We start from the raw sequence: 22829 nt of genomic DNA, 5'->3' as shown, positions 1-22829 counted from the left end.
ATGGCAGGGGCGGCTGGATTCGAACCAACGGATGCCGAGATCAAAACCCGGTGCCTTACCACTTGGCGACGCCCCTAATATAATCATCATTACAGGTGAGGTTGGCAGGGGCGGCTGGATTCGAACCAACGGATGCCGAGATCAAAACCCGGTGCCTTACCACTTGGCGACGCCCCTAACGTGTAACCTTAAAATGATTAAGAGGAGATTCTTTTAAACTATTTACCAAGTAAGATTTACAAGGTGAATGCTTAAGAATTTCATCAATATTCATTTCATTCGTTACTTCAATAAAAACACAAGCACCTGTACCTGTAAGCTTTGCTTGACCAAACTGGTCTAAATATCGCATCGCTTCTTCTACTTCAGGATATAACTGCCGAGCTAATGGCTCAAAGTTATTTCCAAAATTAGAAGGTTCTAACTGATAGGCGCAAAATTTAGTGGTCTTAGAGTCTCTTGTCAATGTTTTTTGTGAAAAAAGCAATTGAGTGCTGATAAAACAATCAGGTTTTAAAATAATGAACTGTTTTTGATCTAAGTCTATGAATGATAAATGTTCACCAATACCTTCCGCCCATGCATTTTTACCATAAATAAAAATAGGAACATCGGCACCAAGCTTCACGCCATAGTCCGCAAGTTGTTCTTGATTTAGTCCACATTCCCATAATTGATTTAACACAATCAGGGTTGTGGCAGCATTGGATGAACCTCCGCCTAGACCTGCACCCATTGGAATATTTTTTTCAATTTTGATGTTTAGACCGCAGAATTTTTTTGCATGCGGTCTTAGTATTTGAGCAGCCCGATAAATCAGGTTTTCTTCAGATTTGACTTCACTCAATCCATCAATTTCGATTTGTTCATCCAAAGCCGGCGTAAATATCATCCAGTCATATAAATCAATAAGTTGGAAAATGGTTTGTAACTCATGATAACCATTTTCGCGTCGGCCTGTAATATGCAAAAACAGGTTGAGCTTAGCTGGAGAAGGAACTTGAATCATAGATTTATATAATTAGATTTAGCGGTTTTGGATGACCATTGTAATACGGTTTTCTTTATCTTCAGCAAGAGCTTGCTTTAAAACCAGTTTGTTTGGCAAAGTTTGTTCGCCATCATAGCTGAAATTAACCGTCCAGCCATCTTCAATCAGTTGGTTAACACGATTTTCGCTATCTTTACTGATTTGAGCACTTAGAGTTGCGGGTTTGGCCAAAATCCAACTCGTTAAATGAGTAATTGGTGCTTGCCAACCCGTTGCACGCTCTAAAAGCTCTTCTGGAGAGGCCGCAGTAATTAAACCAGTTTTTGCACTATTTAACTTCACTTCACCGGGTTTGCCCTGAATTTGGGTTTTTCCTACACCTAAAATACCGCTTAATTCAATATCAAAATTATCTTGTTGTTGAACCCATGTGAAAAAAGCACTACCAGTTTGCTGTGGTGTGCGAACCCCGATTTTACCTTGTAAATTAAAGTGTTTTTCATCTTGAACTTGCTGGGTAACCGCAGGTTTTGGTTGAGTAAAATGCTGACAACCGGTTAGAAATAATACACTTGATCCACAGATCGCTGTGCACAGTTGGGCAAATTTGCTCATATATTTAACTCTTTTTTGCAGATGTAGGTAAAATTAACGCATCAAGCTGTTGTAATTGTGGATCATTGGCATGTTTTTGTTTCAGTTGTTGTAACACAGCGCTAAATTGAGTTAATGATCCTTGCATATACAATGCTTTAGCATAGCGAACGCCAATATTTATATTGTGACTAAGTTCATAAGCTTTGCCTAAAGCCTCTGCCGCGGCTTCATAATCATTCTGCAAAAATGCGATATAGCCCAGCGTATCAAGAATTGAGGCTTGTTCCGGCGCATATTCTAAAGCTTGCTCTGCATATTGACGTGCTTCTTTTAGCCGACGGTTTTGTAGGGCTAGTGTATAAGCATATGCATTGAGGTAAGTTGGACTGTTAGGTTCAAGTAGTAATAATTGCTTTAATGTTTTGTCGAGTTTATCTCGGTCAGTATATGGATCGAGTAGTAAAACTTCTGCGTAAATGAGTTCAGGATCATCGGGTAAATTCTTTATCGCTTCATCTAATAAATTTAATGCAGCTTTTTTATTGCCCATTTTCTTTAAGATTTCAGCTTGAGCTTGATATAAGAAACTTGCATGTTGGGGATAATTTACGCGTTCTTGCGTGAGGAATCGTAAAGCATCATGTAAATTTTCTTGTTTATCATATATTGCAATCAGATTGCGTCTGGAAACCACATATAAGCTGCCATCAACTAAACGATAGTAAGCTTTTGCAGTTTCATAATGTTGTTTACGTTCTGCATTAATTGCCAAGTAGTAATAGGCTTCATTTTGATATTTTGCAGAGTTTCGTAGATCAACAAGATATTGTTCTGCTTTGTCATATTGCTTTAAATCGATACTGGTTAAGCCTGCAATAAACAATGCTTCTTCAGCTTTAGGATTAGCTTCTATAACGTTTTCGAGCTTTTCTAACGCAAGTTGAGATTGATTAATTTGAATGAGATAGCGGATTTCAGCTAAACGAATATCTAAATTTTTCTTATATTTACGGCTGGACTTTGCATACCATTTAAGCGCACCTTCTTGATCGCTAAGAGCAATGAGTAGGTTCGCTTTCATTAAAATAAAGCTCGTCACTTTAGGGCGTCGGCGTAATGCCTTGTTGATGTTGGTTAGAGCAGATTCCAATTGGCCATTTTGGGCTTCTAAGTTGGCGATGAGTGCTAAAATAGAAGGGTTATCTTTTTCAGCACTAGAGCGTAAAGCTGTTAATAGTACATCTCGATCTTGAGCATTTTCCGGAGCAATACTTGCTAAAATTTGTTCTAAATCAGCAGTCGGATCTATTTTTAAAATTTTATCTAATGTTTCAGCGGCAAGCTGGTATTCATGTGTTTTTAAAGCAATATGTGACAAATAGAATAAAGCTGGCACATCTTTAGGCTCTTGAGCTACCCAATGTGTAGCAATATTTAAAGCGGCTTGTAAGTCATTATATTCAAGAGCAACGTCTAAAGCTCGCTGTTTAATTGAAGTAGAGTTACTTTTAATTGCGAGGACTGTGTAATTGTGCAAAGCGTTAGGAATATCATCATAAGCCAGAGCAAATTCAGCGACCATAGTTTGTTCTAAGGCCTGATCAAATGAATGCACGGCATAGGTCTCTTGCACAGGACGTGCATAGACATGCGAGGACATGCTACCTAACAATAAGAATGTGGTAGAATACTGTCTTATCGAAGCACCGTTAAAATTAATACGGCTATTCATTTGACGCAATTTTTATTGATCCAAAGTAATGCTTTTTATGACACCGATGTTGCACAATAGCATAAATTTAGCGAAATGATGATCTGATATGTCTTTCTTTGCATTGGGTGTCAACCATCAAACAGCTTCTGTCGAACTCCGCGAAAAAATTGCTTTCAATGCAGAGCGATTAAGTCGTTTGCTTGCCGAACAAAACCATCACCAGAACTTAAAGGATTTGGTGGTCGTCTCGACGTGTAACCGCACAGAAGTGTATGCCATGGCAGAAAATGCTGAAAGCCTTCTAAAATGGTTAGCCGATGCCAATAATATTGATGTACAGCACTTAATTCATCATGTTTATCGTTACGAGAACACGCAGGCAATTACACATTTAATGCGAGTAGCGAGTGGTCTTGACTCTCTCATGTTAGGTGAGCCGCAAATTTTAGGGCAGGTTAAAAGTGCTTTAGCATTGTCTAAAGAAGCTCAAACTGTTTCTCCTGAATTAAACAGTGTTTTTGAATATGCTTTTTATGCTGCTAAACGTGTACGTTCCGAAACGGCAGTGGGTAGTCATGCAGTTTCGATGGGGTATGCCGTTGCACAATTAGCTTTACAAGTCTTTAGTAAGCCCGAAAAACTTACTGTAATGGTCGTTGCAGCAGGTGAAATGAATAGTTTGGTTGCTAAGCATCTGGCTGAAATGGGTGTTGCCAAAATTATTATTTGTAACCGTAGCCGTGAGCGTGCTGACCAATTGGCTCAAGAGATTTCACATCAAGTTGAAGTTGAAATTATTGATTTTTCAGCATTGGCTGAAAACTTATATCGTGCTGATGTTGTGTCGAGTTGTACTGGTAGCTTATATCAAGTTATTGCCTATCCAGATGTTAAGGCTGCATTAAAGAAACGTCGCTATCAACAAATGTTAATGGTTGATTTAGCTGTACCTCGTGATATAGATCCTAAAGTTGAAGCGCTTGATGGGGTCTATTTGTATGGCGTGGATGATTTACAAAGCGTGATTGATGAAAACCTTGCTCAACGGCGTCAGGCCGCTGTTGAAGCAGAAGTCATGGTTAATCAGTTAGCTACTCAGCTTATTACGCATCAAAAAGTTAAAGAGGCAGGTAGTACAATTCATGCTTACCGCCAACATAGTGAAGAAATTAGTCAACAAGAGCTTACGCACGCATTAGAGGCTTTGCATCATGGTGAAAATGCTGAACAAGTATTACAGCAATTCGCGTATCGTTTGACGCAAAAGCTTATGCATCCGACATCTATTTTGCTACGCGAAGCTGCCAAGGCAGAAAATCCTGATTATTTAGAATGGCTACAACAGCATTTACAGGATGTTTTTGATCATGAGCGTAAGCCAAAACATTAAGACAACAGTCTTAAGCTAATCTGTTTGGTTAGTTCATTGAGTTGCTGCCTTAGATTTCTTGATTCAATCAGAGAAATCGGTGACTTAAGCTTTTGACGTAAATATCTTTCTTTTAAGCCTAACGCATATTCTTGAGCTAACTTGTCAGCCACTTCAGGTGCTTGAGTTAATGCCTGGATATTGGTTCTTTGCATAATATCTGCAATTTCATGGCAATAACTGCTGCATGCACCTAAAACATAATAAGTTGCTAGCTCTTGGTCATCAGGCAACTCATCAAATATACGGTTTAAAGTTGCTAATATTTTAGCCAATAACTCATCTTGGGGAATATAGGCACGTAATCCTTCAAAATGAATATAAAGGAATGGATGGTGCATCAAAATTGCGACAGCAAAGTCTTCATCTTTCGTTTGAATATTAAATGATAACGATGCATCGTGACTAACTTGTGGGGTAAAACGTTTACCTAGTCCGAGTTTTTCACGGAAAGATTGATTAAGTAAATAACGAAAAGAGCCCTGTTTGGGTAATAGTTCAGTTAGTTCCCTGAGTTCACCCATGACCAAGCTTTTGCCTTCAGGAGTGCTAATGTCGTGCTGACCTGTTAAATGGGCAAACACAAAATCAGACAAAAGAGGGGCCTGTTGTAATAGTTTCTGGAAATTTTCAAGCCCTTCACGACGGATAAGAGAGTCCGGATCGTGGTCATTGGGTAGAACAAAAAATTTGAGTTCGCGGCCATCATTGAGAAGTGGTAAAGCAATTTCTAATGTTCTGCGTGCTGCTTTTTGACCTGCAGCATCGCCGTCAAAAGCAATGGTAATTCGGCTATTTTGTTTAAATAAAATATTAAGATGTTCTGTATTACTTGCAGTCCCTAAAGTTGCGACAGCCCCTGTAATGCCATATTGCTGAAGTGCAATGACATCCATGTAGCCTTCAACCATTAACCAGTCGCTAGACTTAAGTTTTCTACCTTCATAAAGTCCGTAAAGTAGCTGATTCTTGTGAAAGACCTCTGAGTCAGGTGAGTTGATGTATTTGGGTTTAATTTCATCATTTAAGGCGCGTCCACCAAAACCAACGACGCGGCCTTTAGGATCTCGAATCGGGAAAATGACACGGTCACGTAATAAGTCAAAATCACGACCACTATCGCTTGAACGAATAAGTCCAAGTTGTTTTAAACCGTCAATGTCATAAGGAAAAGCTTTTTCTAAGTGTTGCCAGTCTTCTGGTGCATAGCCCAAGCGCCAAAACTGAATAGTCTGATTAGTTAAGCCACGTTGTTTAAAGTAGTTTTTTGCCTTTTGACTATTAGGTAATTGGTGCTCATAGAACTGGGCAACATTTTCCAGTAAGTCATATAAATTACCTTCTTGAACTGGCTCATCAAAACTAAAAGGCTGCTCAAACTGAGCAAATGGGTCATCAAAAAATACAGGTTCAAGCGTGTTATAGCTTTCATCAATTGGTTGTTGTGGAGTTGGAGTTACAGGCTCCGCCGTATTTGTTTTAGCAACTGGTGGTTTCGTAACCTGACGGGTATAAGACAGCTTTTTATTTTCAGTATTATCTTTCGGTAGTTCGACTCCAGCGCTACTCGATAACTCCTTCATGACATCTATAAAATTTCGGTTATCGATGTCCATAAGAAAACGGATCGCGTTCCCGTTAGCCTGACAACCAAAGCAGTGATAATACTGCTTGTCGCGGTAGACATGGAACGATGGCGTTTTTTCTTGATGAAAAGGGCAACAGCCGGAATATGTACGTCCCGTCTTTTTCAGTTTCACACGTTGACCAATCAGATCGACAATATCTGTGCGATCTAAAATCTGATCAATCGTATGTTGTGGAATTGCCATAATTCAGATAACCGTATTAAAACTGATGAGAGAGTGAGTCAGAATATTCTGACATGATGAGGCAAGATCTACACAATAAATATTTTAATATTTTATAAAAACAAACAGGCAAGTGGTATCACTTGCCTGTTTATTGGTGCTTTTTAAAATTTGTAACTTATTGAGCAGCGTCGCTAGTACCTTGCGTTGCATCATCTGACTGAGTGTCAGTCGATACATCTGTAGAGCTAACAGCTGGAGCAACAGTTGTATTTTCTGCTGGTTGTGGCTCAGGTTTATCTAATAAACCGAAGCTTAAACGATTTGTCCAACTACGTTCTGACTTTGGAGCTTCAACAGTTGTTTTTTCTGGTTCTTCAGTTTCTTCTTTATCTGAATTACCAATTAAACCAAAGCTTACGCGATTGAGGAAACCACGTTTTGGAGCTTCAGCTTCAGCTGTGCTTTCTGGAGTTGCAGCCGTAGATTCACGACCGAAAATACCCAGAGTCGCACGGTTAATCCAGTTACCTTCTTTACGAGCAGCACGCATGTTAACTGTGCCGTCTTTTTTCACCAAGTTAGGGTAATTAAGCTTTAAAACTTCAATATATTGTTGTGAAGTCGCTTTATCACCTAATTGGTTATAGCTATATGCCAAAGTCGCTAATGCTTCTGGAACTTGAGGAGTTTGTGGATAGTGTTCAATTACCCATTGCGAACGCTCGGCAGCTGCGATCCAAGCTTTACGTTTAACGTTAAAACGTGCAGCAGTCATTTCATTTTCAGCAAGTTCTTGCCCAATGAACTTCATACGCTGAGCAGCATCAACAGAGTATTGGCTACTTGGGAAACGACGAATTAAATCAACAAAGTTCTGATAAGCAACTTTCAAATAACTCACATCACGATGAGATTGTTGCAGAGATGTATAGCGCATCAAACTGTCGTAGTTTTGCTCCATATTCGATACAGCACGAACATAGTAAGCATAATCTACATTTGGATGTTGAGGATTTAAACGAATAAAACGTTCTGCTAAGGCAATCGCGCCTTCATAATCTTTTTGTTTAAATTTTGAATATAGAAGTTCAAGTTGTGCTTGTTGTGCGTATTGTCCAGTCGGATAATAAGTATCGATTGCTTCTAAAGACTTGGTCGCATCAAGATATTGACCGCGGTCAAGCGACTTTTGGGCCTTTTCGAAGTAAGCTTGTTCACTAGATTGTGGGCCACTATCGACCACTTCTTTTTTACTTGGATTGCTGCTACAGCCCACAAATGCAGATGCTACACCTAAAGATAAGGCAAGCATCGTAATTTTATAACGTGGTAGCGACATAAAAACTCCTCTGTTATGTTGGGCAATGAGCTACAATTGCGCTATTAAACCACTTTTATCTCAATGATCAAATGACTTCAGCACAATCTTCAAACACAAACTTATCTGAAACCGACTTCAATTTACTTGAAGATTCTGAGGATGCAGATAACCATACTTCTGATACAACTGCAACACGTTTATCGTTGCAAGTTCAGTTAGATGAAACCTATCTGGGACAACGTATCGATCAGGTTGCGGCCTTGGTGTGGAATGAGTTTTCACGTGAAAAACTTAAACAATGGTTGAAGGATGGCCATCTGTTGGTGAATGGTAACATTGTCAAACCTAAGCACCGTTGTGAAGGGACAGAGCTTCTTACACTCGAAGTTGAGCTCGAAGCGCAGACCACAAGTCAACCTGAGAATATTCCACTTAATATTGTTTATGAAGATGACGACATTTTAGTCATTAATAAACCAGTAGGCATGGTAGTACATCCAGGGGCAGGCAATAGTTCTGGAACTTTAGTGAATGCCTTGCTTTATCATTTCCCAAAATTGTCGGAACTGTCGCGTGCGGGTTTAGTACATCGTATTGATAAAGATACAAGCGGTTTGTTAGTTGTTGCTAAGAGCCTTGAAGCACAATTTTCCTTAAGTAAACAGTTGGCAAATAAATCGGTTTACCGTGTATATGACCTAGTTGTTTATGGAAATATTATTGCTGGCGGTACGATTGATGAACCGATTAAACGTCATCCAGTTGATCGTGTGAAAATGGCAATTCTACCGGGCGGACGAGATGCGGTAACCCACTATAATGTGAAAGAACGCTTTAAAGATTTTACTCGTGTACAAGCTCGTCTTGAAACAGGTCGAACTCATCAGATTCGTGTCCATTTTAGTTATATCGGCTATGGACTGATCGGTGATCAGATTTATATGAACCGTGTACGTGTACCAGCAGGGGCATCTGAATTACTCATTGATACTTTGCGTGGTTTTAAGCGCCAAGCATTACATGCAGCTAAATTAGGTTTAAAACACCCTCGTACTGGTGAAGAAATGCTATTTGAAGCGCCGTGGCCTGAAGATTTTACGCATTTAGTAGATGTGTTACGTTCAGAAAACGCTGCATATTAAGGACGCGTATATGGAATTTGTTCAAGGTTTACCTCAAGGCGTATATGTAGGACAGACACGTGTTCAACATCCTTTAGCATTAGCAACGGATCAACATGAGCTGTCTGGCTTTAATCTGGCTTTACATGTTAATGATGAGGCAAAACGTGTTCAGCAACATCGCATGATATTGCTAGATGAGTTTGCTAAGTTCGGTGTTAAAAAAATGACATGGATGACTCAGACACATAGTACGATTTGCCATACAGTAAATGAACAAATTCCTTTTAAGGCTTTAATTGGTGATGGTTTGGTCACTCAAACCAAAGGCCATGCTTTAATGATGATGACTGCTGATTGCTTACCTATCGTGTTAGGTAACGCCGAAGGTACCGAAGTCGCAAATTTACATGCGGGTTGGCGTGGTTTAGCTGGTGGGATTGTTGAAAACACGATTGCTGCTATGCAAAAACCTCCAGCTTGGGCATGGTTAGGAGCTGCGATTAGCCAACCTTGTTTTGAAATTGGGGCCGAAGTAAAAACTGCTTTTTGTGATAAATATCCTGAGTTGGAAACAGCTTTTGTTGAAGGGGCGGCTCCAAATAAATTTCATGCAGATTTATATGCAATTGCACGTTTTATTTTGCAGAGTCTTGGTGTGAAGCAGGTTTTAGGCGGAGACCAATGTTCATATCAACAGAGCGATGAATATTTTTCTTATCGCCGTGATGCGAAGACTGGGCGTATGGCTACCTTTGTTTTTATCTAAGCTTTATAAACATCATTAAATTCACTCTCTTATTTTGTAGCCCTTAAATAAAGTAAGAGAGCGTCTATTTAGCTTAAAGATATTACGATTGTGAGTTGTATTGAAGCGCTTCTATTTCATATTTATAGATGTAGGTTTAGCAAGAGCTAATAAAATGATAAAATAGAAAAAATCGCTCAAAATTTTAATCTTATGTCTTTGCCTGAAAAACATCTCTCAATTGTCTACCACAGTCCATATGGTCATACCGCTAAGGTGGCCTCTGCTATTGCTGCTGGTGCAGAGGTGATGGGGGTGAAAGTACATTTAATGAATATTGAGCGTATTGATTGGGATGCGCTTGATGCATCACAAGGCATTATTTTCGGATCACCTACTTATATGGGAAGTATGACTGCCGATTTTAAAAAATTTATGGACAGTACTTCTAAGCGTTGGAAAGAACGTGTGTGGCAAGGCAAACTTGCGGCGGGCTTTGCAAATTCGGGCGGATTAAGTGGCGATAAACTCGCCGTATTACAACAATTAAATATTTTTGCCATGCAACATGGCATGCTTTGGTCAGGTTTACCTCTAATGACGACAGGGCATAGTGACAAAGATTTAAACCGATTATCGAGTTGCTTAGGTTTGATGACACAGTCAGATAACGCTCCTGTTGAAATTACTCCTCCACAAGGTGATTTAGATACAGCTAAATGGTTTGGTGAATATATTGCTGGACTGCTTTATCGAATAAGTTAAAATAAGTTTTTGATTATATTTAAATAAATTACTAGTTGTTAATATAATTACAAAAAAGTTGTATTTTTTTTGTTCTTTTTTGATTATTTTTTACCAAATGGTTTATTTGGACAATGATGTCCAAAATTTAATAAATAAAAAAATGGAATAATCATGAAAATTTTTTTAACAGCTCTTTGTCTAAGTTGGGCTACTTTAATCTATGCCAATTTAGAACCTACAAATCTTATTCCACTCAGTGATTCAGAACTTTCTAAAGTTGAAGCTCAGGCATTATTTTCATTTACCTATACCGATCCAAAACAAGCTGATGCTTCAATGAACCAGCAAAATATTGGCTTTTATAAATTAGGTTTAGAGGCAAATCTTGAACTAAATGCCAATGTTAATAAGTTGCAATTAGGGTGTGGCGGAGTAAACGGTTTAGGTGGGTGTGATATTGATATTGATAACTTAAGTTTAAGTGGCTTAAGCGATACAAGTGAGGGTCGAGCTTCATCTTCTGCTGTTTTTAGTAATCCATTTATTGAATTTGCAATTAAAAATCCAGACAGCGCTGCTTTGAGAGAAATTAAAGGTTTCCGTTTAAGTGCGGAAAAGGTTGTGGGCCTATTGACTATGGGACTTGAAAATTCAGAAACACCAAATGGAATTAATAGCCTAAGTGGTTATTTAAAAATTAAAGATACCACTGGTTTAGCTTATACCGCTGCTCGTAATATGTCTTATCAAGATACAGGCAAGACTATTGATGGAACTGTGAATGCATGTATCGGAATTTGTATTCCTTTAGGATTTAATTCATCTGATTATAATTTGCAATTACAACAGACCACTGCACCTATTGTTATTAATGGACAAGTCATTTCTGGTTCACGAATGAATAATGTCATGCTGAACGGGGTAGCAAATATCGATCAGCTTAACTTCTCTGGAGATCTGAAAGCTTCTATTAATGCTGCACTTGGCCTATTAAATTTACAAAAAAATGTAACAGGTAGCATTACCGGATTAAGAGCTGCATTAACTGTTGATCAAAATCTTGGATTTATTCATAAAATTGAACTAAACAATCCTTTCTCACTTTCTCTGCAAGGCCAACAAATATTTTGGCCAGGTGCAGATGCAGCAGCGGAACGTGGCTGGTGGATGGCTTTTGATGATGAAATTGATATTGGTAACGTGACGCCAAGTAAACAAATTGAAATAACTAATGACGTTTTAAAGCAGGTGGTAGGTCCAATTAGTGATTATTTAACTGCAAATCCAGTGAGATGTAATCTTTTAAATTGTTTGTTTGGTGAAGACTTGGCAGTTGGTGAAGTTAAATTACCCAATACGATTGTGAATTTCCCATTGAAGGATTTACAACTTAAAAATCAATCGTTTGCACCAAACTGTTACGGTAATTTAAAATTCTGCTAAATTCAAAGTGACATAAAAAAACCTTTAAAGTTAACTTTAAAGGTTTTTTTATTACTTATGAAATATACGAGCTTTATCACGTTGCCAGTCACGGTCTTTTTCGGTTGCACGTTTGTCATGAAGCTGTTTACCCTTCACAAGTGCAATTTCCAGTTTGACTAAATGTCCTTTCCAATAACACGCCAAAGGAACGCATGAGTAACCTTTTTGGTTAACTGCACCCATGAGGTGTTCAAGCTGACGTCGAGAGAGCAATAACTTACGAGTACGTGTTGCTTCAGGAACAACATGGGTCGAAGCCGATAATAAAGGCTGAATTTGTGAGCCAAGTAAAAATGCTTCGCCATTTTTGAAAATGACATAACTTTCTGTCAAAGTCATACGCCCAGCACGTAAGGATTTTACTTCCCAACCTTGAAGTGACATGCCTGCTTCAAATTTTTCTTCGATAAAATAATCATGACGGGCACGTTTATTTTGTGCGATTGTTCCGCCATTATGTTTCTTTACTACTGTTGCTTTCGCCATAATTCAAACTTCCACAATTACGTCTATTGTGCCGTAAACTGATGCTAAGGTGAAGTTTTTCCTGCACATGAATATTTCGCCTCATGTATAACTTTTGCTAAAATAGGTTCACAATACAATTAGAGTACTAGCGGATGTCTAAAACGCGTGTAATTTATCCTGGAACATTTGACCCCATCACGAATGGACACGTTGATTTAGTTACTAGAGCATCAAGAATGTTTGATGAGGTTGTAGTAGCGATTGCAATTGGACATCATAAAAATCCTTTGTTCAGTTTAGAAGAGAGAGTTGAACTTGCACAATCATCTTTAGGTCACCTCTCAAATGTTGAGTTTGTAGGCTTTGATGGTTTACTGGTTAATTTTTTTAAAGAACAAAAGGCAACAGCAGTACTTCGTGGTTTAAGAGCGGTTTCTGATTTTGAATATGAATTTCAATTGGCTAATATGAACCGTCAACTTGACCCACATTTTGAAGCGGTGTTTTTAACACCATCTGAGCAGTATTCATTTATTTCTTCGACATTGATTCGGGAAATTGCTCGTTTAAAAGGGGATGTAACCAAGTTTGTTCCGCAAGCTGTGGTTGAGGCCTTTGAACGTAAACATCAACAAGGTTGGTAACGTGTCGTTATATATCACCGATGAATGCATAAACTGTGATGTTTGTGAACCAGTTTGCCCGAATGAAGCAATTTTTATGGGTGAGGTGATTTATGAAATTCATCCAGATTTGTGTACTGAGTGCGTTGGTCATCATGACCAACCGCAATGTCAGTTGTTTTGTCCTGTAGATTGTATTCCTAAAGATCCACAGCATGAGGAAACAGAAGAACAGCTCTTCGACAAATATAAAAAATTAATTGCTCAAAAAAGCACGAGCAATTAGTAAATAAATTTGTTAATATGCGCCCCTGAGGTGAGCTGGATGGTCGCTGCTGTGGAGGTCTTCGTGACTGAAGCAGGGGAGGAAAGTCCGGGCTTCATAGGGCAGGGTGCCAGGTAACGCCTGGGCGGTGAAAGCCGACGGAAAGTGCAGCAGAGAGTAGACCGCCTCATTCGTGAGGTAAGGGTGAAAGGGTGCGGTAAGAGCGCACCGCGTGTCTGGTAACAGTTCACGGCATGGTAAACCCCACCAGAAGCAAGACCAAATAGGAATCCTGAGGTACGGCCCGTACTGGATTCGGGTAGGTCGCTTGAGCGTATGAGTGATTGTACGCCTAGAGGAATGACCATCCTCGACAGAACCCGGCTTATAGGCTCACTTCACCTAATTTATTTAAAATTTTTCTTGACGTGCATTAAAGAAACTAAGATAATGCGCGCACAGTTTTCGGCTATGTAGCTCAGTTGGTTAGAGCACCGCACTCATAATGCGGGGGTCACAAGTTCAAGTCTCGTCATAGCCACCATTTTATAGACCACGCTCCTGCGTGGTCTTTTTTTATGCTCGTTTTTTGATTAAACACAGTTTGTAAAGACCGACTTTATAGTTGTGGCATTGTTTGTCTACGTCAATTTCTTCATGTTCTTATAACACTTAACAAGGATGTTGAAGACATGAAAAGGTCATTATTATTTTTAGGGATTTTAAGTTTAACGGCGGGAGTTCAAGTTTCTGCGGCTGATATGAGTTGGGGCGCTCCAACTTTAGACTCGGGTCAATTTAAAATTTCTGGCGCGGTACGCTCCCGATATTTGCATAAAGATTATGTGGTTGATGCAAATGAAGGTTCTCAAAATGATGACTGGCGGCTAACTGATATTAAATTAGTGTTAGGTTATGAAAATCCAGTTTGGATTGCAGGGGCGGATGCTCGTTGTTATCAATATGATCGCTTATGCGATGCAATTTTTCTAAAAAAAGCATGGGTAGGTTATAAGTTATCTGACCAGCAGAGAATTACGGCTGGTTTGCAACCCGTTGATTTTGGTTTTGGCGAATTTTGGGGAAGTAGTTATTACGAAACACTTTTAAATACAGTGGGTTTAGAAGATATAGATAATCTAGGGATCAAATATAAATTTGCAGATGATAAATATAATTTGACCTTAGGGTTCTATCCAACTGATGGTGGAAATTATAAGGGAACTTCAAAAGACTCAAGCCGTTACAGTGGTAACTTTGTTGAAGCTGATGATTTAAGTACAGGTACCAATATTGAAGAAAAAAATATGTGGATTGCGAGAGCATCTAGAAAATTTGAAATTAATCAAGCTCAAAAAATTTCGACAGAGGTGGGTGGTTCGGTTTGGTATTCTGATTTAGAAAATAAAAGAACAGATGTAGATGGACACCGTAAGTCTTGGAACGTTTTTGCTCAAACGCAATATCAAGCATGGCAATGGATGTTCTTGGCAGGTAAACAAGATGTGACCAATGGCGATGATTTATTTCCAAATAGTTCAACGATTGGAGCATTTGATTATCCATATCAAGTGGCTAACAAGGGTAAATATTTGGTCAATGAAATTAATTACACCTTTGCTCAGCCATTCCATCAACTTACAAATATTAAGCCTTACATCTCTCATAGCCGCTTTTTTAAAGATGAGGATGGATATAAAAATTCAGAACGTTTAATTGCTGGGGTTTATTTTAACTACAAAGCGATTGGTATTCAGGGGGAATATATCATGAGTAAAAATGACCCAATGGTAGGTGGTGGGGCGGATGGCCTTGCACAGGGTAGTAGTAATGATTGGGATAAATTGTTTTATCTCTCAATTGGATATTATTTCTAAAATTTAAAAAATCATTTATTGCCCTAAGTGAATAGGCCTCACTTAGGGCTTTTTTTATAGAAATACTTTTTCTGGTGGTGGTTCTCGTTTAACAGCAGGTGAAATTAACTGTCCTCGGTTTAAGTTTTGCACATGTTGTAAGCGATTGAGTAATTCATTTTGAATAAACAAAATACAAGTTTGTAATTTAGATGAGCTTTTTAGCCGTGATGGATAAACAGCCCAAACATCTGCATCTTGCCAATACTCAGGCAAAATGTGTTGCAGTTGTCCTGTAATTAATTCATCAGCAACATCCCAAATAGAGCGGAAAATAATACCGTGGCCTTCAATAGCAAGTTGATGAATAATTTCGCCGTTATTTGAAACAAAGCGTGGTTTGACATGGACTGAGACATCTTCAGAAGTATGTCTAAATTTCCATAGCACAGAAGATTGATCACGTTCACTAATCGTCAAACAATCATGCGTTTGCAAATCTTCAATGCTGTCTGGTACACCATGTTTAAGTAAATAACTCGGTGCTGCACACAAAATTCGAAAATTAGAAGCTAACTTCTTCGCAATCATGTTTGGAGCAATTTCATTACCAATTCTAATATCCAAATCAATACTGTGTTGAATCAGGTCTTTAGTATTGTCGATGGTGTCAAAATGAATTTGAAGCTTTGGATAAAGCATCATTAATTTAGATAGAATTGGGGCGATATGCTTTCTGCCAAAACCAAAGCTACTAATAATATCCATACGACCTGTAGGCGTACTAAGCGGGTTATTAACCAGTTCACAGACTTCATCAAATTCTTCAAGAATATTTGAAACTCTTTCAAGGATGAGTTTGCCATCTTCCGTTAGGCTGACATGACGCGTGCTGCGATGAAAGAGTTTGCAGCTTAACGTGTTTTCTAAAATATTAATTCGCTTGCTAATAAAAGCTGGCGATGTCCCGAGTTCCTCAGCAGATTCGACAAAACTTTTGAGTTTGGCGACTGTGCAAAAAACCTTTAAATCCGATAGGTTAGGTAGATTGTTCACGATCCGTGTCCATTGGAGTGATAGTTCCGTTATTGATCATTTTTGCTTAAAACATCATGTTTAAGCCATACAAGGATATTAGTCGAAGGTGTGAAGGAAGCTTATGGCAAAAAGATATAAAGTTGCCACGATTGCAGGCGATGGCATTGGTTTAGAAGTTCTACCAGAAGGCATTAAGGTTGTAAAGGCAGCGGCAGAGAAGCATGGCATTGAGCTTCAGTTAGATGCTTTCGATTGGGCAAGCTGCGATTACTACCTTGAGCACGGCAAAATGATGCCAGATGACTGGTTTGAAACCTTGCAAGGTTACGATGCGATCTATTTTGGCGCTGTAGGCTGGCCGGATAAAGTGCCTGACCATATTTCACTTTGGGGTTCGCTGCTCCAGTTCCGTCGTGGTTTTGACCAATATGTGAATTTACGTCCAGTGCGCTTAATGCCTGGTGTGAAATGTCCATTGGTAGGTAAAAAACCGGGCGATATCGATTTTTACGTGGTTCGTGAAAACAGTGAAGGTGAATACTCAGCCATTGGTGGTAAAGCTTTTGAAGGAACAGACCGCGAGTTTGTTTTACAAGAGGCTGTATTTACACGTCATGGTGTAGATCGCATTTTGCGTTACGCATTTGAGTTTGCAAATCAACGTGATGCGAAAAAAATTACCGCAGCGACCAAATCAAATGGTATTGCCGTCAGTATGCCGTACTGGGATGAACGCGTTGACGCAATGGCAAAACAATATCCACAAATTCAGGCTGATAAACAGCACGTTGATATTTTAGCGGCTCGTTTTGTTTTGCAACCTGAGCGTTTTGATGTGGTTGTGGCATCGAATTTATTTGGCGACATTCTTTCTGATTTAGGGCCTGCATGTACGGGAACCATTGGTTTGGCTGCTTCGGCAAATTTAAACCCAGAAAGAAAATTCCCATCACTGTTTGAACCAGTCCATGGTTCAGCACCAGATATTTACGGTAAACAAATTGCCAATCCAATCGCTGCGATTTGGTCGGGTGCCATGATGTTCGAATTCTTTGGTGAAGAAGACGAACGCTGCATTCAAGCAGGTCAGGACATTATGCAGGCGATTGAGAATGTATTAATTAATGGGCCAAAAACAGCTGATATTGGCGGTGAGGCAAAAACTTATGAGGTAGGAGATGCAATTGCATCGTGTGTAGCCCAAATTAAAATGGACGTGTTCGCTATGGAATAACGCCATCCAAAAATGGATGTATGGATATGGATAATCAAAACACAAAAATTTATACGGATAAAGTTCTTGCCGTAACCAGCTTACTGTTTGTATTTATTTCAGTTGCTGGTTTGGCAATTTATTCGCAAGAGTCGATCAAGATTGCTGCAACATGGATGCAGTGGACCACATCGATGTTTACAACACCAGTATTACTGTTTGCTTTTTTAGCTATCATTTTTACTTTTGGCTTGGCCTTTAGTAAATACGGAAAAATTAAACTGGGTGAGGGAAAGCCTCAATACACCACAATGTCATGGATTTTTATGTTCATCTTGTCAGGTATTGGGTCTTCTACACTGTACTGGGGCTTCTTGGACTGGGCTTACTATTATCAAACTCCGGGTTTGAGTTTACCGCCTGAGTCAGCAGAAGCATTGAAATATAGTGTGGCGTACTCGTTTTTTCATTCAGGTTTAAGTGCTTGGGCAATTTATGCATTGGCATCAATTTCTTTGTGCTACAGCTACCATGTGAGAAAAAACAAAGGTTTAAGTTTGGCATCCGTGATTGAGGCTGTAACAGGCTTTAAATCAACCGGCGTGGTTGGACGCTTAGTCGACCTCATGTTCTTGCTTTGCATGTTTGGTGCTCTGACGATTTCGTTGGTACTCACTGCCGTGACATTTACCAATATTTTGTCTCAGCTCACAGGTATCCCAAATACCTTTATGACCAAGGTCATCATTATTTTGGGTGTCTCGGTTGTGTTTGCGCTTAGCTCTTACGTTGGTATGGACAAAGGTATGCAGCGTTTAAGCCATTTGGTGTGCTTAGGTGTTGTGTTATTTGCAATTTATGTACTTTGCTTTGGTCCGACTCAATTCATTTTGAATAATTCATTAATGAGTTTCGGGTTAATGGCAACCAACTTTGTTGATATGAGCCTGTTTACCGACCCAATGGGTGATGGCAAGTTTACCCGTGAATGGACTGTATTTTACTGGTTGTGGTGGATTTCATATGCACCGGGTGTGGCACTGTTTGTAACGCGTGTTTCGAAAGGCCGTACCATTAAAGAAGTGATCTTTGCCATGGTGATTGGCGGTAGTGTCGGTCTTTGGTTCATCTTTGGTGTGTTTGAAAACTACAGTGTTTATAGCTTTATTCATGGGGCTGTAAATGTACCGCAAATCTTAAGCCAACAAGGTGGTGAGGTTGCGATTGGCCAATTGCTTAGCCTGTTACCTGCCGGAAAGCTAATGATGTGGATTTTCCTCGGCATTATGGTGGTGTTTTTGGCAGCACACATGGATGCAGTAGGCTATGCGGTTTCAGCAACATGTACACGTGGTTTAAGTGAAGGGCAAGATCCATCGCCAAATGCACGTCTGTTCTGGTGTGTCATGCTGACTTTAGTTCCAATTGCCATGATCTTTAGTAAAGCACCTTTGGACACCATGAAAACGGCAACCATTGTGACGGCTTTACCATTCATCGTGATTATTCTGATTCAAACCTATGGCTTAGTGAAATGGCTGATTCAGGATTATGCCAAAGTCCCATCGCATTTAATTGAACAACAAGGTTATGATGAGCAAGAAATTGGTTTAAACCAGTCTCAAGATGAACATGCAAAACGGATGCAGCTTGAGCTTGCAAGCTCAATCAAACTGGACAGAAAAACCAGCTAGAGGGAACGGTAATGACTACACATGAACAAACCACTTATGCCTTAAGTGAAGAAATGCAAAGCCTTGTGTATTGGAGCAGCATTTATTCACCAGCAGATGCAGATATTGACTCAGTCCGTGCGGCCTATGACGCGATGTGTCGACACTACACTTTGCCACGTGATGGCAAGATCGAAGTAGAAGATCGAGTTGTGGCAAATGATGAGCATCAAGTTCCTGTTCGCGTGTATTTACCAAAAACAAATCGACCTGAAACTGGTTGGCCGTGTGTGTTGTATTTACATGGCGGCGGTTGGATGGTTGGCGGGCTCGATTCACATGAGTTTATTACCAGCTATTTGTGTCAGGACTTAAATGCAGTTGTCATTAGCGTAGATTACCGCATGGCACCAGAGCATCGTTTTCCAGCAGCTTTTAAAGATTGTTTAGCAGTTTATCAATGGCTTAAAAAGCATGGTTCAGCTTGGCAGATTGATAGCGAAAATATCGTTCTAGCAGGCGATAGTGCAGGCGGTAACTTGGCAGCAGCCCTTGCAGTGTATCTACAGTATAGTGGTTTACAAGCTCAAGGACTGACTTTGGTTTATCCGTGTTTAACTACAGCACTTGATACACCAGCCGCACAAAAGTATGCCCATGCGCCGTTATTAACAACGGAAGGTATGCATTTTTATTTAAAGGAATATGCACCTAACTCTCAAGATTGGCAGGATTTACGAATAGCACCTTTATTGGCAACTGATTTTTCAGATATGCCTGCCAGTTTTGTAGCCGTTGCAGAATATGACCCTTTAAGTGATGACGGTTATTTCCTTACCCAAAAATTGGAACAAGCAGGAATTTCGAGTGAGTTCCATTTAGGCAAAGGTTTATTACATGGCAGTTTACGTCTCATGCGTGATTGCCCAGAAGTTCAACAGTTATATCAAAACATGCTGAGTGCGATACGTCGCATGTTTGGCAGTGTCGAAAAGACATCAATTTAATATCGAGTCATTTGGACGAAAAGAATTTAATGGAGTAATAACATGAGTGCAGTTGAAAAATTACCTGAGGATTTTTGCGCAAACCCAGATGTTGCATGGACTTTTCCTAAAATTTTCTATACTTCATCGCAAGTTTTTGAGCATGAGAAAGAAGCAATCTTTGCTAAAAGCTGGATTTGTGTTGCACATGGCAGTGAATTGGCACAACCGAATGACTATATTACCCGTAAAGTAATTGGTGAAAATATTGTCATCATTCGTGGTAAAGATAGCGTTTTACGTGCGTTTTATAATGTATGTCCACACCGTGGTCATGAGCTTTTAAGTGGCAGTGGTAAAGCAAAAAATGTAATTACCTGCCCATATCATGCTTGGACTTTTAAGCTAGATGGTAGTTTAGCTTTGGCACGTAACTGTGACCATGTTGAATCTTTCGATAAAGAAAACTCAAGCATGGTGCCTTTAAAAGTTGAGGAATATGCCGGCTTTGTTTTCATTAATATGGATGAAAATGCGACATGTGTAGAAGACCAACTTCCGGAATTTGCTGAACGTTTAAATCAAGCATGTAGCGTAATTAAAGATTTGAAATTGGCAGCACGTTTTGTGACAGAAACGCCGGCAAACTGGAAAGTAATTGTTGATAACTATCTAGAGTGCTATCACTGTGGACCAGCGCATCCTGGCTTTGCTGACTCGGTACAAGTTGATAAATATTGGCACACAACACATCAAAACTGGACATTGCAATATGGCTTTGCTCGCTCATCTGAGAAGTCATTTAAGCTTGATCCATCGGTAACTGATCCTGAGTTTCATGGTTTCTGGACTTGGCCTTGCACAATGTTCAACGTACCACCGGGTAGCAACTTCATGACTGTGATCTATGAATTTCCAGTTGATGCAGAAACGACTTTGCAACATTACGATATTTACTTCACGAACGAAGAACTTACTCAAGATCAGAAAGATTTGATTGAGTGGTATCGCAATGTATTCCGCCCTGAAGATTTGAACTTAGTCGAAAGCGTACAACGTGGTTTGAAATCACGTGGTTATCGTGGTCAAGGCCGTATCATGACTGACAAGCAACGCTCAGGAATTAGTGAGCATGGTATTGCTTACTTCCAAAATTTAGTGGCGCAGCATCACAAATAAAACAAATGGATTTATTCAGGTGTAAAGATGACTTACACCTGATTCTTCAGTTAGGAAGATGATATGTCGAGTTTACAAAGCACTGAATTATTTCAGCAACACGCCTATATTAACGGGCAATGGCTAGCTGCACAGTCAAATGCAACGGTTCCGGTAAGTAACCCAGCTACAGGCGAAGAAATTGGCACAATTCCAAATATGGGAGAGGCTGAAGCTACACAAGCAGTTGAAGCTGCTTATACTGCTTTGCAAAGCTGGAAGGCTTTGACCGCTCAAAACCGTGCAGATATTTTATTGGCTTGGTACAAACTTGTTCTCGATCATACCGATGAACTTGCTTTAATCATGACCATTGAGCAAGGAAAACCTTTGGCAGAAGCGAAAGGTGAGGTGCGTTATGCAGCATCATTTATTCAATGGTTTGCCGAAGAAGGCAAACGTATTTATGGCGATGTGATTCCAACCGTCAATAATCAGCAGCGTTTTATTATTAGTAAAGAACCTGTAGGTGTTGTGGCTGCTATTACGCCGTGGAATTTCCCAATCGCCATGATTACCCGTAAAGCAGCGCCGGCTTTAGCAGCAGGATGTACGGTTGTCATTAAGCCAGCAAATGAAACGCCTTACTGCGCATTAGCGATTGCGAAACTTGCAGAAAAAGCAGGTATTCCGGCTGGTGTGTTTAATGTTGTGACTGGTAAATCTCAAGAAATTGGTTCTGTATTTACTTCACATGAAAAAGTGAAGAAATTGACCTTTACTGGCTCAACGCCAGTGGGACGCCTACTGATGCAGCAGTGTTCAAGCACTATTAAAAAATTAGCGCTTGAGTTAGGTGGTAATGCACCACTGATTGTATTTGATGATGCAGATTTGGATAAAGCTGTACAAGGTGCAATTTTTGCTAAGTTCCGTAATGCGGGCCAAACTTGCGTTTGTGCTAACCGTATTTATGTACATGACAATATTTATCAAGCTTTTGCTGAGAAGTTTGTTCAAGAAGTACAAAAGTTTAAAGTCGGTAATGGACTTGAAGATGGCGTGCAAATTGGCCCATTAATTAATGAAAAAGCAGTTTTGAAAGCACAGCAATTGATTGATGAGGCAGTCAGTAAAGGAGCTAAAATTGCTTGTGGCGGTAAACAACATGCTTTAGGTCAAACCTTCTATGAGCCATCGGTTTTAACTAACGTTGACCGTACGATGGAAATTGTCCAAGAAGAAATTTTTGGTCCAGTTGCGCCGCTCATTCGCTTTACAGATGAAGCTGATGTTGTTGCTCAGGCCAATGACACCATTTTTGGTTTGGCAGCGTATGTTTATAGCGAAAATATTTCACGTTTATGGCGAGTGTCAGAACAGCTTGAATATGGAATGGTCGGTATGAATGCCACAGCAATTTCAAATGAAGTTGTACCATTTGGTGGTGTAAAGCAATCAGGTGTCGGACGTGAAGGCTCAAAGTATGGTCTTGAAGAGTTCATGACCATTAAATATATGTGTTTAGGGCTTTAAGGATAAGCCCTAACAACAAGAATATGCGGTAAAAGAAGGATTCTAA

General features: G+C 39.7%; 20 protein-coding genes, 3 tRNA genes and 1 other RNA gene. 15 read left to right on the top strand and 9 right to left on the bottom strand.

What is annotated here, in order from left to right; translation table 11 throughout:
• Position 1: 1 nt before the first annotated feature.
• From ACT53H_RS06270 to ACT53H_RS06250, 5 genes are all read right to left on the bottom strand, one after another.
• A tRNA-Gln gene (locus ACT53H_RS06270) sits at positions 2 to 76 on the bottom strand.
• A gap of 26 nt (positions 77 to 102) precedes the next feature.
• Positions 103 to 177: transfer RNA gene (locus tag ACT53H_RS06265), tRNA-Gln, on the bottom strand.
• Complete coding sequence (ispE, locus tag ACT53H_RS06260) at positions 176 to 1009, bottom strand: 4-(cytidine 5'-diphospho)-2-C-methyl-D-erythritol kinase (protein WP_476008872.1); 834 nt, start codon at positions 1007 to 1009, stop codon at positions 176 to 178. The genes ACT53H_RS06265 and ispE overlap by 2 nt, the downstream gene beginning before the upstream one ends.
• Positions 1010 to 1027: 18 nt before the next feature.
• Positions 1028 to 1606 (bottom strand): lipoprotein insertase outer membrane protein LolB, encoded by a 579-nt coding sequence (gene lolB / locus ACT53H_RS06255; RefSeq protein WP_004794197.1) that lies wholly within the window; start codon positions 1604 to 1606, stop codon positions 1028 to 1030.
• A gap of 4 nt (positions 1607 to 1610) precedes the next feature.
• Entirely contained in the window at positions 1611 to 3320 is a 1710-nt protein-coding gene (locus tag ACT53H_RS06250; protein WP_476008907.1) for a tetratricopeptide repeat protein, read from the bottom strand.
• An 88-nt stretch (positions 3321 to 3408) separates the two neighbouring features.
• Between ACT53H_RS06250 and hemA the strand changes: the two genes are divergently transcribed.
• Positions 3409 to 4692: a glutamyl-tRNA reductase gene (hemA, locus tag ACT53H_RS06245; RefSeq protein WP_476008871.1), complete on the top strand. Its 1284-nt coding sequence runs from the start codon at positions 3409 to 3411 to the stop codon at positions 4690 to 4692.
• On the opposite strand, the gene ACT53H_RS06240 is transcribed toward hemA, so the two are convergent.
• Together ACT53H_RS06240 and ACT53H_RS06235 are read right to left on the bottom strand one after the other, a co-directional pair.
• On the bottom strand, positions 4689 to 6563 hold the full coding sequence (locus ACT53H_RS06240; RefSeq protein WP_476008870.1) for a DNA primase: 1875 nt from the start codon (positions 6561 to 6563) through the stop codon (positions 4689 to 4691). The two genes, hemA and ACT53H_RS06240, sit on opposite strands and share 4 nt — an antisense overlap.
• Positions 6564 to 6720: 157 nt before the next feature.
• Positions 6721 to 7884 carry an outer membrane protein assembly factor BamD gene (locus ACT53H_RS06235; RefSeq protein ID WP_174727545.1) on the bottom strand — a complete coding sequence of 388 codons (1164 nt, stop codon included), beginning with the start codon at positions 7882 to 7884 and terminating at the stop codon, positions 6721 to 6723.
• Between the two features lie 71 nt (positions 7885 to 7955).
• Here ACT53H_RS06235 and rluD point away from each other — a divergent pair, with 71 nt between their 5' ends.
• The 4 genes from rluD to ACT53H_RS06215 all read left to right on the top strand — a co-directional run bounded on the left by rluD (position 7956) and on the right by ACT53H_RS06215 (position 11925).
• Positions 7956 to 9008: a 23S rRNA pseudouridine(1911/1915/1917) synthase RluD gene (rluD, locus tag ACT53H_RS06230; RefSeq protein ID WP_005303089.1), complete on the top strand. Its 1053-nt coding sequence runs from the start codon at positions 7956 to 7958 to the stop codon at positions 9006 to 9008.
• Positions 9009 to 9018: 10 nt separating this feature from the next.
• The gene (pgeF, locus tag ACT53H_RS06225; protein ID WP_476008869.1) at positions 9019 to 9756 is read left to right on the top strand and encodes a peptidoglycan editing factor PgeF; all 738 of its coding nucleotides are present in this window, start codon (positions 9019 to 9021) and stop codon (positions 9754 to 9756) included.
• Between the two features lie 192 nt (positions 9757 to 9948).
• Entirely contained in the window at positions 9949 to 10500 is a 552-nt protein-coding gene (locus tag ACT53H_RS06220) for a flavodoxin family protein (RefSeq protein ID WP_476008868.1), read from the top strand.
• 153 nt (positions 10501 to 10653) lie between these two features.
• On the top strand, positions 10654 to 11925 hold the full coding sequence (locus ACT53H_RS06215; protein ID WP_476008867.1) for a hypothetical protein: 1272 nt from the start codon (positions 10654 to 10656) through the stop codon (positions 11923 to 11925).
• A 51-nt stretch (positions 11926 to 11976) separates the two neighbouring features.
• Here the strand turns inward: ACT53H_RS06215 and smpB are convergent, their stop codons facing one another.
• The gene (gene smpB, locus ACT53H_RS06210) at positions 11977 to 12453 is read right to left on the bottom strand and encodes an SsrA-binding protein SmpB (protein ID WP_004641603.1); all 477 of its coding nucleotides are present in this window, start codon (positions 12451 to 12453) and stop codon (positions 11977 to 11979) included.
• A 134-nt stretch (positions 12454 to 12587) separates the two neighbouring features.
• Here smpB and coaD point away from each other — a divergent pair, with 134 nt between their 5' ends.
• The 5 genes from coaD to ACT53H_RS06185 all read left to right on the top strand — a co-directional run bounded on the left by coaD (position 12588) and on the right by ACT53H_RS06185 (position 15200).
• The gene (gene coaD, locus ACT53H_RS06205) at positions 12588 to 13079 is read left to right on the top strand and encodes a pantetheine-phosphate adenylyltransferase (RefSeq protein WP_004794188.1); all 492 of its coding nucleotides are present in this window, start codon (positions 12588 to 12590) and stop codon (positions 13077 to 13079) included.
• Between the two features lies 1 nt (position 13080).
• Complete coding sequence (locus ACT53H_RS06200) at positions 13081 to 13344, top strand: YfhL family 4Fe-4S dicluster ferredoxin (protein WP_004794186.1); 264 nt, start codon at positions 13081 to 13083, stop codon at positions 13342 to 13344.
• Between the two features lie 27 nt (positions 13345 to 13371).
• An RNA gene (gene rnpB / locus ACT53H_RS06195) (RNase P RNA component class A) lies at positions 13372 to 13727 on the top strand.
• Between the two features lie 63 nt (positions 13728 to 13790).
• A tRNA-Met gene (locus tag ACT53H_RS06190) sits at positions 13791 to 13867 on the top strand.
• A 148-nt stretch (positions 13868 to 14015) separates the two neighbouring features.
• Entirely contained in the window at positions 14016 to 15200 is a 1185-nt protein-coding gene (locus ACT53H_RS06185; RefSeq protein ID WP_476008866.1) for a porin, read from the top strand.
• A 54-nt stretch (positions 15201 to 15254) separates the two neighbouring features.
• Here ACT53H_RS06185 and ACT53H_RS06180 read toward each other — a convergent pair whose 3' ends face one another.
• Entirely contained in the window at positions 15255 to 16235 is a 981-nt protein-coding gene (locus ACT53H_RS06180) for a LysR family transcriptional regulator (RefSeq protein ID WP_130121079.1), read from the bottom strand.
• Positions 16236 to 16338: 103 nt separating this feature from the next.
• Here ACT53H_RS06180 and ACT53H_RS06175 point away from each other — a divergent pair, with 103 nt between their 5' ends.
• The 5 genes from ACT53H_RS06175 to ACT53H_RS06155 all read left to right on the top strand — a co-directional run bounded on the left by ACT53H_RS06175 (position 16339) and on the right by ACT53H_RS06155 (position 22783).
• Positions 16339 to 17451, top strand: a complete 1113-nt coding sequence (locus tag ACT53H_RS06175) for a tartrate dehydrogenase (protein WP_174727528.1) — start codon at positions 16339 to 16341, stop codon at positions 17449 to 17451.
• A gap of 20 nt (positions 17452 to 17471) precedes the next feature.
• Positions 17472 to 19124, top strand: coding sequence for a BCCT family carnitine transporter (locus ACT53H_RS06170; RefSeq protein WP_174727525.1), 1653 nt, complete (start codon positions 17472 to 17474; stop codon positions 19122 to 19124).
• 11 nt (positions 19125 to 19135) lie between these two features.
• On the top strand, positions 19136 to 20110 hold the full coding sequence (locus tag ACT53H_RS06165; RefSeq protein WP_476008865.1) for an alpha/beta hydrolase: 975 nt from the start codon (positions 19136 to 19138) through the stop codon (positions 20108 to 20110).
• Positions 20111 to 20152: 42 nt separating this feature from the next.
• Positions 20153 to 21268, top strand: coding sequence for a carnitine monooxygenase subunit alpha (cntA, locus tag ACT53H_RS06160; RefSeq protein ID WP_174727519.1), 1116 nt, complete (start codon positions 20153 to 20155; stop codon positions 21266 to 21268).
• A 63-nt stretch (positions 21269 to 21331) separates the two neighbouring features.
• Positions 21332 to 22783, top strand: coding sequence for an NAD-dependent succinate-semialdehyde dehydrogenase (locus ACT53H_RS06155; RefSeq protein WP_476008864.1), 1452 nt, complete (start codon positions 21332 to 21334; stop codon positions 22781 to 22783).
• Positions 22784 to 22829: the final 46 nt, after the last annotated feature.

Source organism: Acinetobacter sp. DMC2 (genome assembly GCF_056314305.1).
This window is presented reverse-complemented; position numbering and strand designations above follow the sequence as displayed.

What these genes read in the sequence shown, in the direction of transcription:
- ispE (WP_476008872.1), bottom strand. Translation starts at nt 1,009, where the DNA reads ATGATTCAAGTTCCTTCTCCAGCTAAGCTCAACCTGTTTTTGCATATT.
- lolB (WP_004794197.1), bottom strand. Translation starts at nt 1,606, where the DNA reads ATGAGCAAATTTGCCCAACTGTGCACAGCGATCTGTGGATCAAGTGTA.
- ACT53H_RS06250 (WP_476008907.1), bottom strand. Translation starts at nt 3,320, where the DNA reads ATGAATAGCCGTATTAATTTTAACGGTGCTTCGATAAGACAGTATTCT.
- hemA (WP_476008871.1), top strand. Translation starts at nt 3,409, where the DNA reads ATGTCTTTCTTTGCATTGGGTGTCAACCATCAAACAGCTTCTGTCGAA.
- ACT53H_RS06240 (WP_476008870.1), bottom strand. Translation starts at nt 6,563, where the DNA reads ATGGCAATTCCACAACATACGATTGATCAGATTTTAGATCGCACAGAT.
- ACT53H_RS06235 (WP_174727545.1), bottom strand. Translation starts at nt 7,884, where the DNA reads ATGTCGCTACCACGTTATAAAATTACGATGCTTGCCTTATCTTTAGGT.
- rluD (WP_005303089.1), top strand. Translation starts at nt 7,956, where the DNA reads ATGACTTCAGCACAATCTTCAAACACAAACTTATCTGAAACCGACTTC.
- pgeF (WP_476008869.1), top strand. Translation starts at nt 9,019, where the DNA reads ATGGAATTTGTTCAAGGTTTACCTCAAGGCGTATATGTAGGACAGACA.
- ACT53H_RS06220 (WP_476008868.1), top strand. Translation starts at nt 9,949, where the DNA reads ATGTCTTTGCCTGAAAAACATCTCTCAATTGTCTACCACAGTCCATAT.
- ACT53H_RS06215 (WP_476008867.1), top strand. Translation starts at nt 10,654, where the DNA reads ATGAAAATTTTTTTAACAGCTCTTTGTCTAAGTTGGGCTACTTTAATC.
- smpB (WP_004641603.1), bottom strand. Translation starts at nt 12,453, where the DNA reads ATGGCGAAAGCAACAGTAGTAAAGAAACATAATGGCGGAACAATCGCA.
- coaD (WP_004794188.1), top strand. Translation starts at nt 12,588, where the DNA reads ATGTCTAAAACGCGTGTAATTTATCCTGGAACATTTGACCCCATCACG.
- ACT53H_RS06185 (WP_476008866.1), top strand. Translation starts at nt 14,016, where the DNA reads ATGAAAAGGTCATTATTATTTTTAGGGATTTTAAGTTTAACGGCGGGA.
- ACT53H_RS06175 (WP_174727528.1), top strand. Translation starts at nt 16,339, where the DNA reads ATGGCAAAAAGATATAAAGTTGCCACGATTGCAGGCGATGGCATTGGT.
- ACT53H_RS06170 (WP_174727525.1), top strand. Translation starts at nt 17,472, where the DNA reads ATGGATATGGATAATCAAAACACAAAAATTTATACGGATAAAGTTCTT.
- ACT53H_RS06165 (WP_476008865.1), top strand. Translation starts at nt 19,136, where the DNA reads ATGACTACACATGAACAAACCACTTATGCCTTAAGTGAAGAAATGCAA.
- cntA (WP_174727519.1), top strand. Translation starts at nt 20,153, where the DNA reads ATGAGTGCAGTTGAAAAATTACCTGAGGATTTTTGCGCAAACCCAGAT.
- ACT53H_RS06155 (WP_476008864.1), top strand. Translation starts at nt 21,332, where the DNA reads ATGTCGAGTTTACAAAGCACTGAATTATTTCAGCAACACGCCTATATT.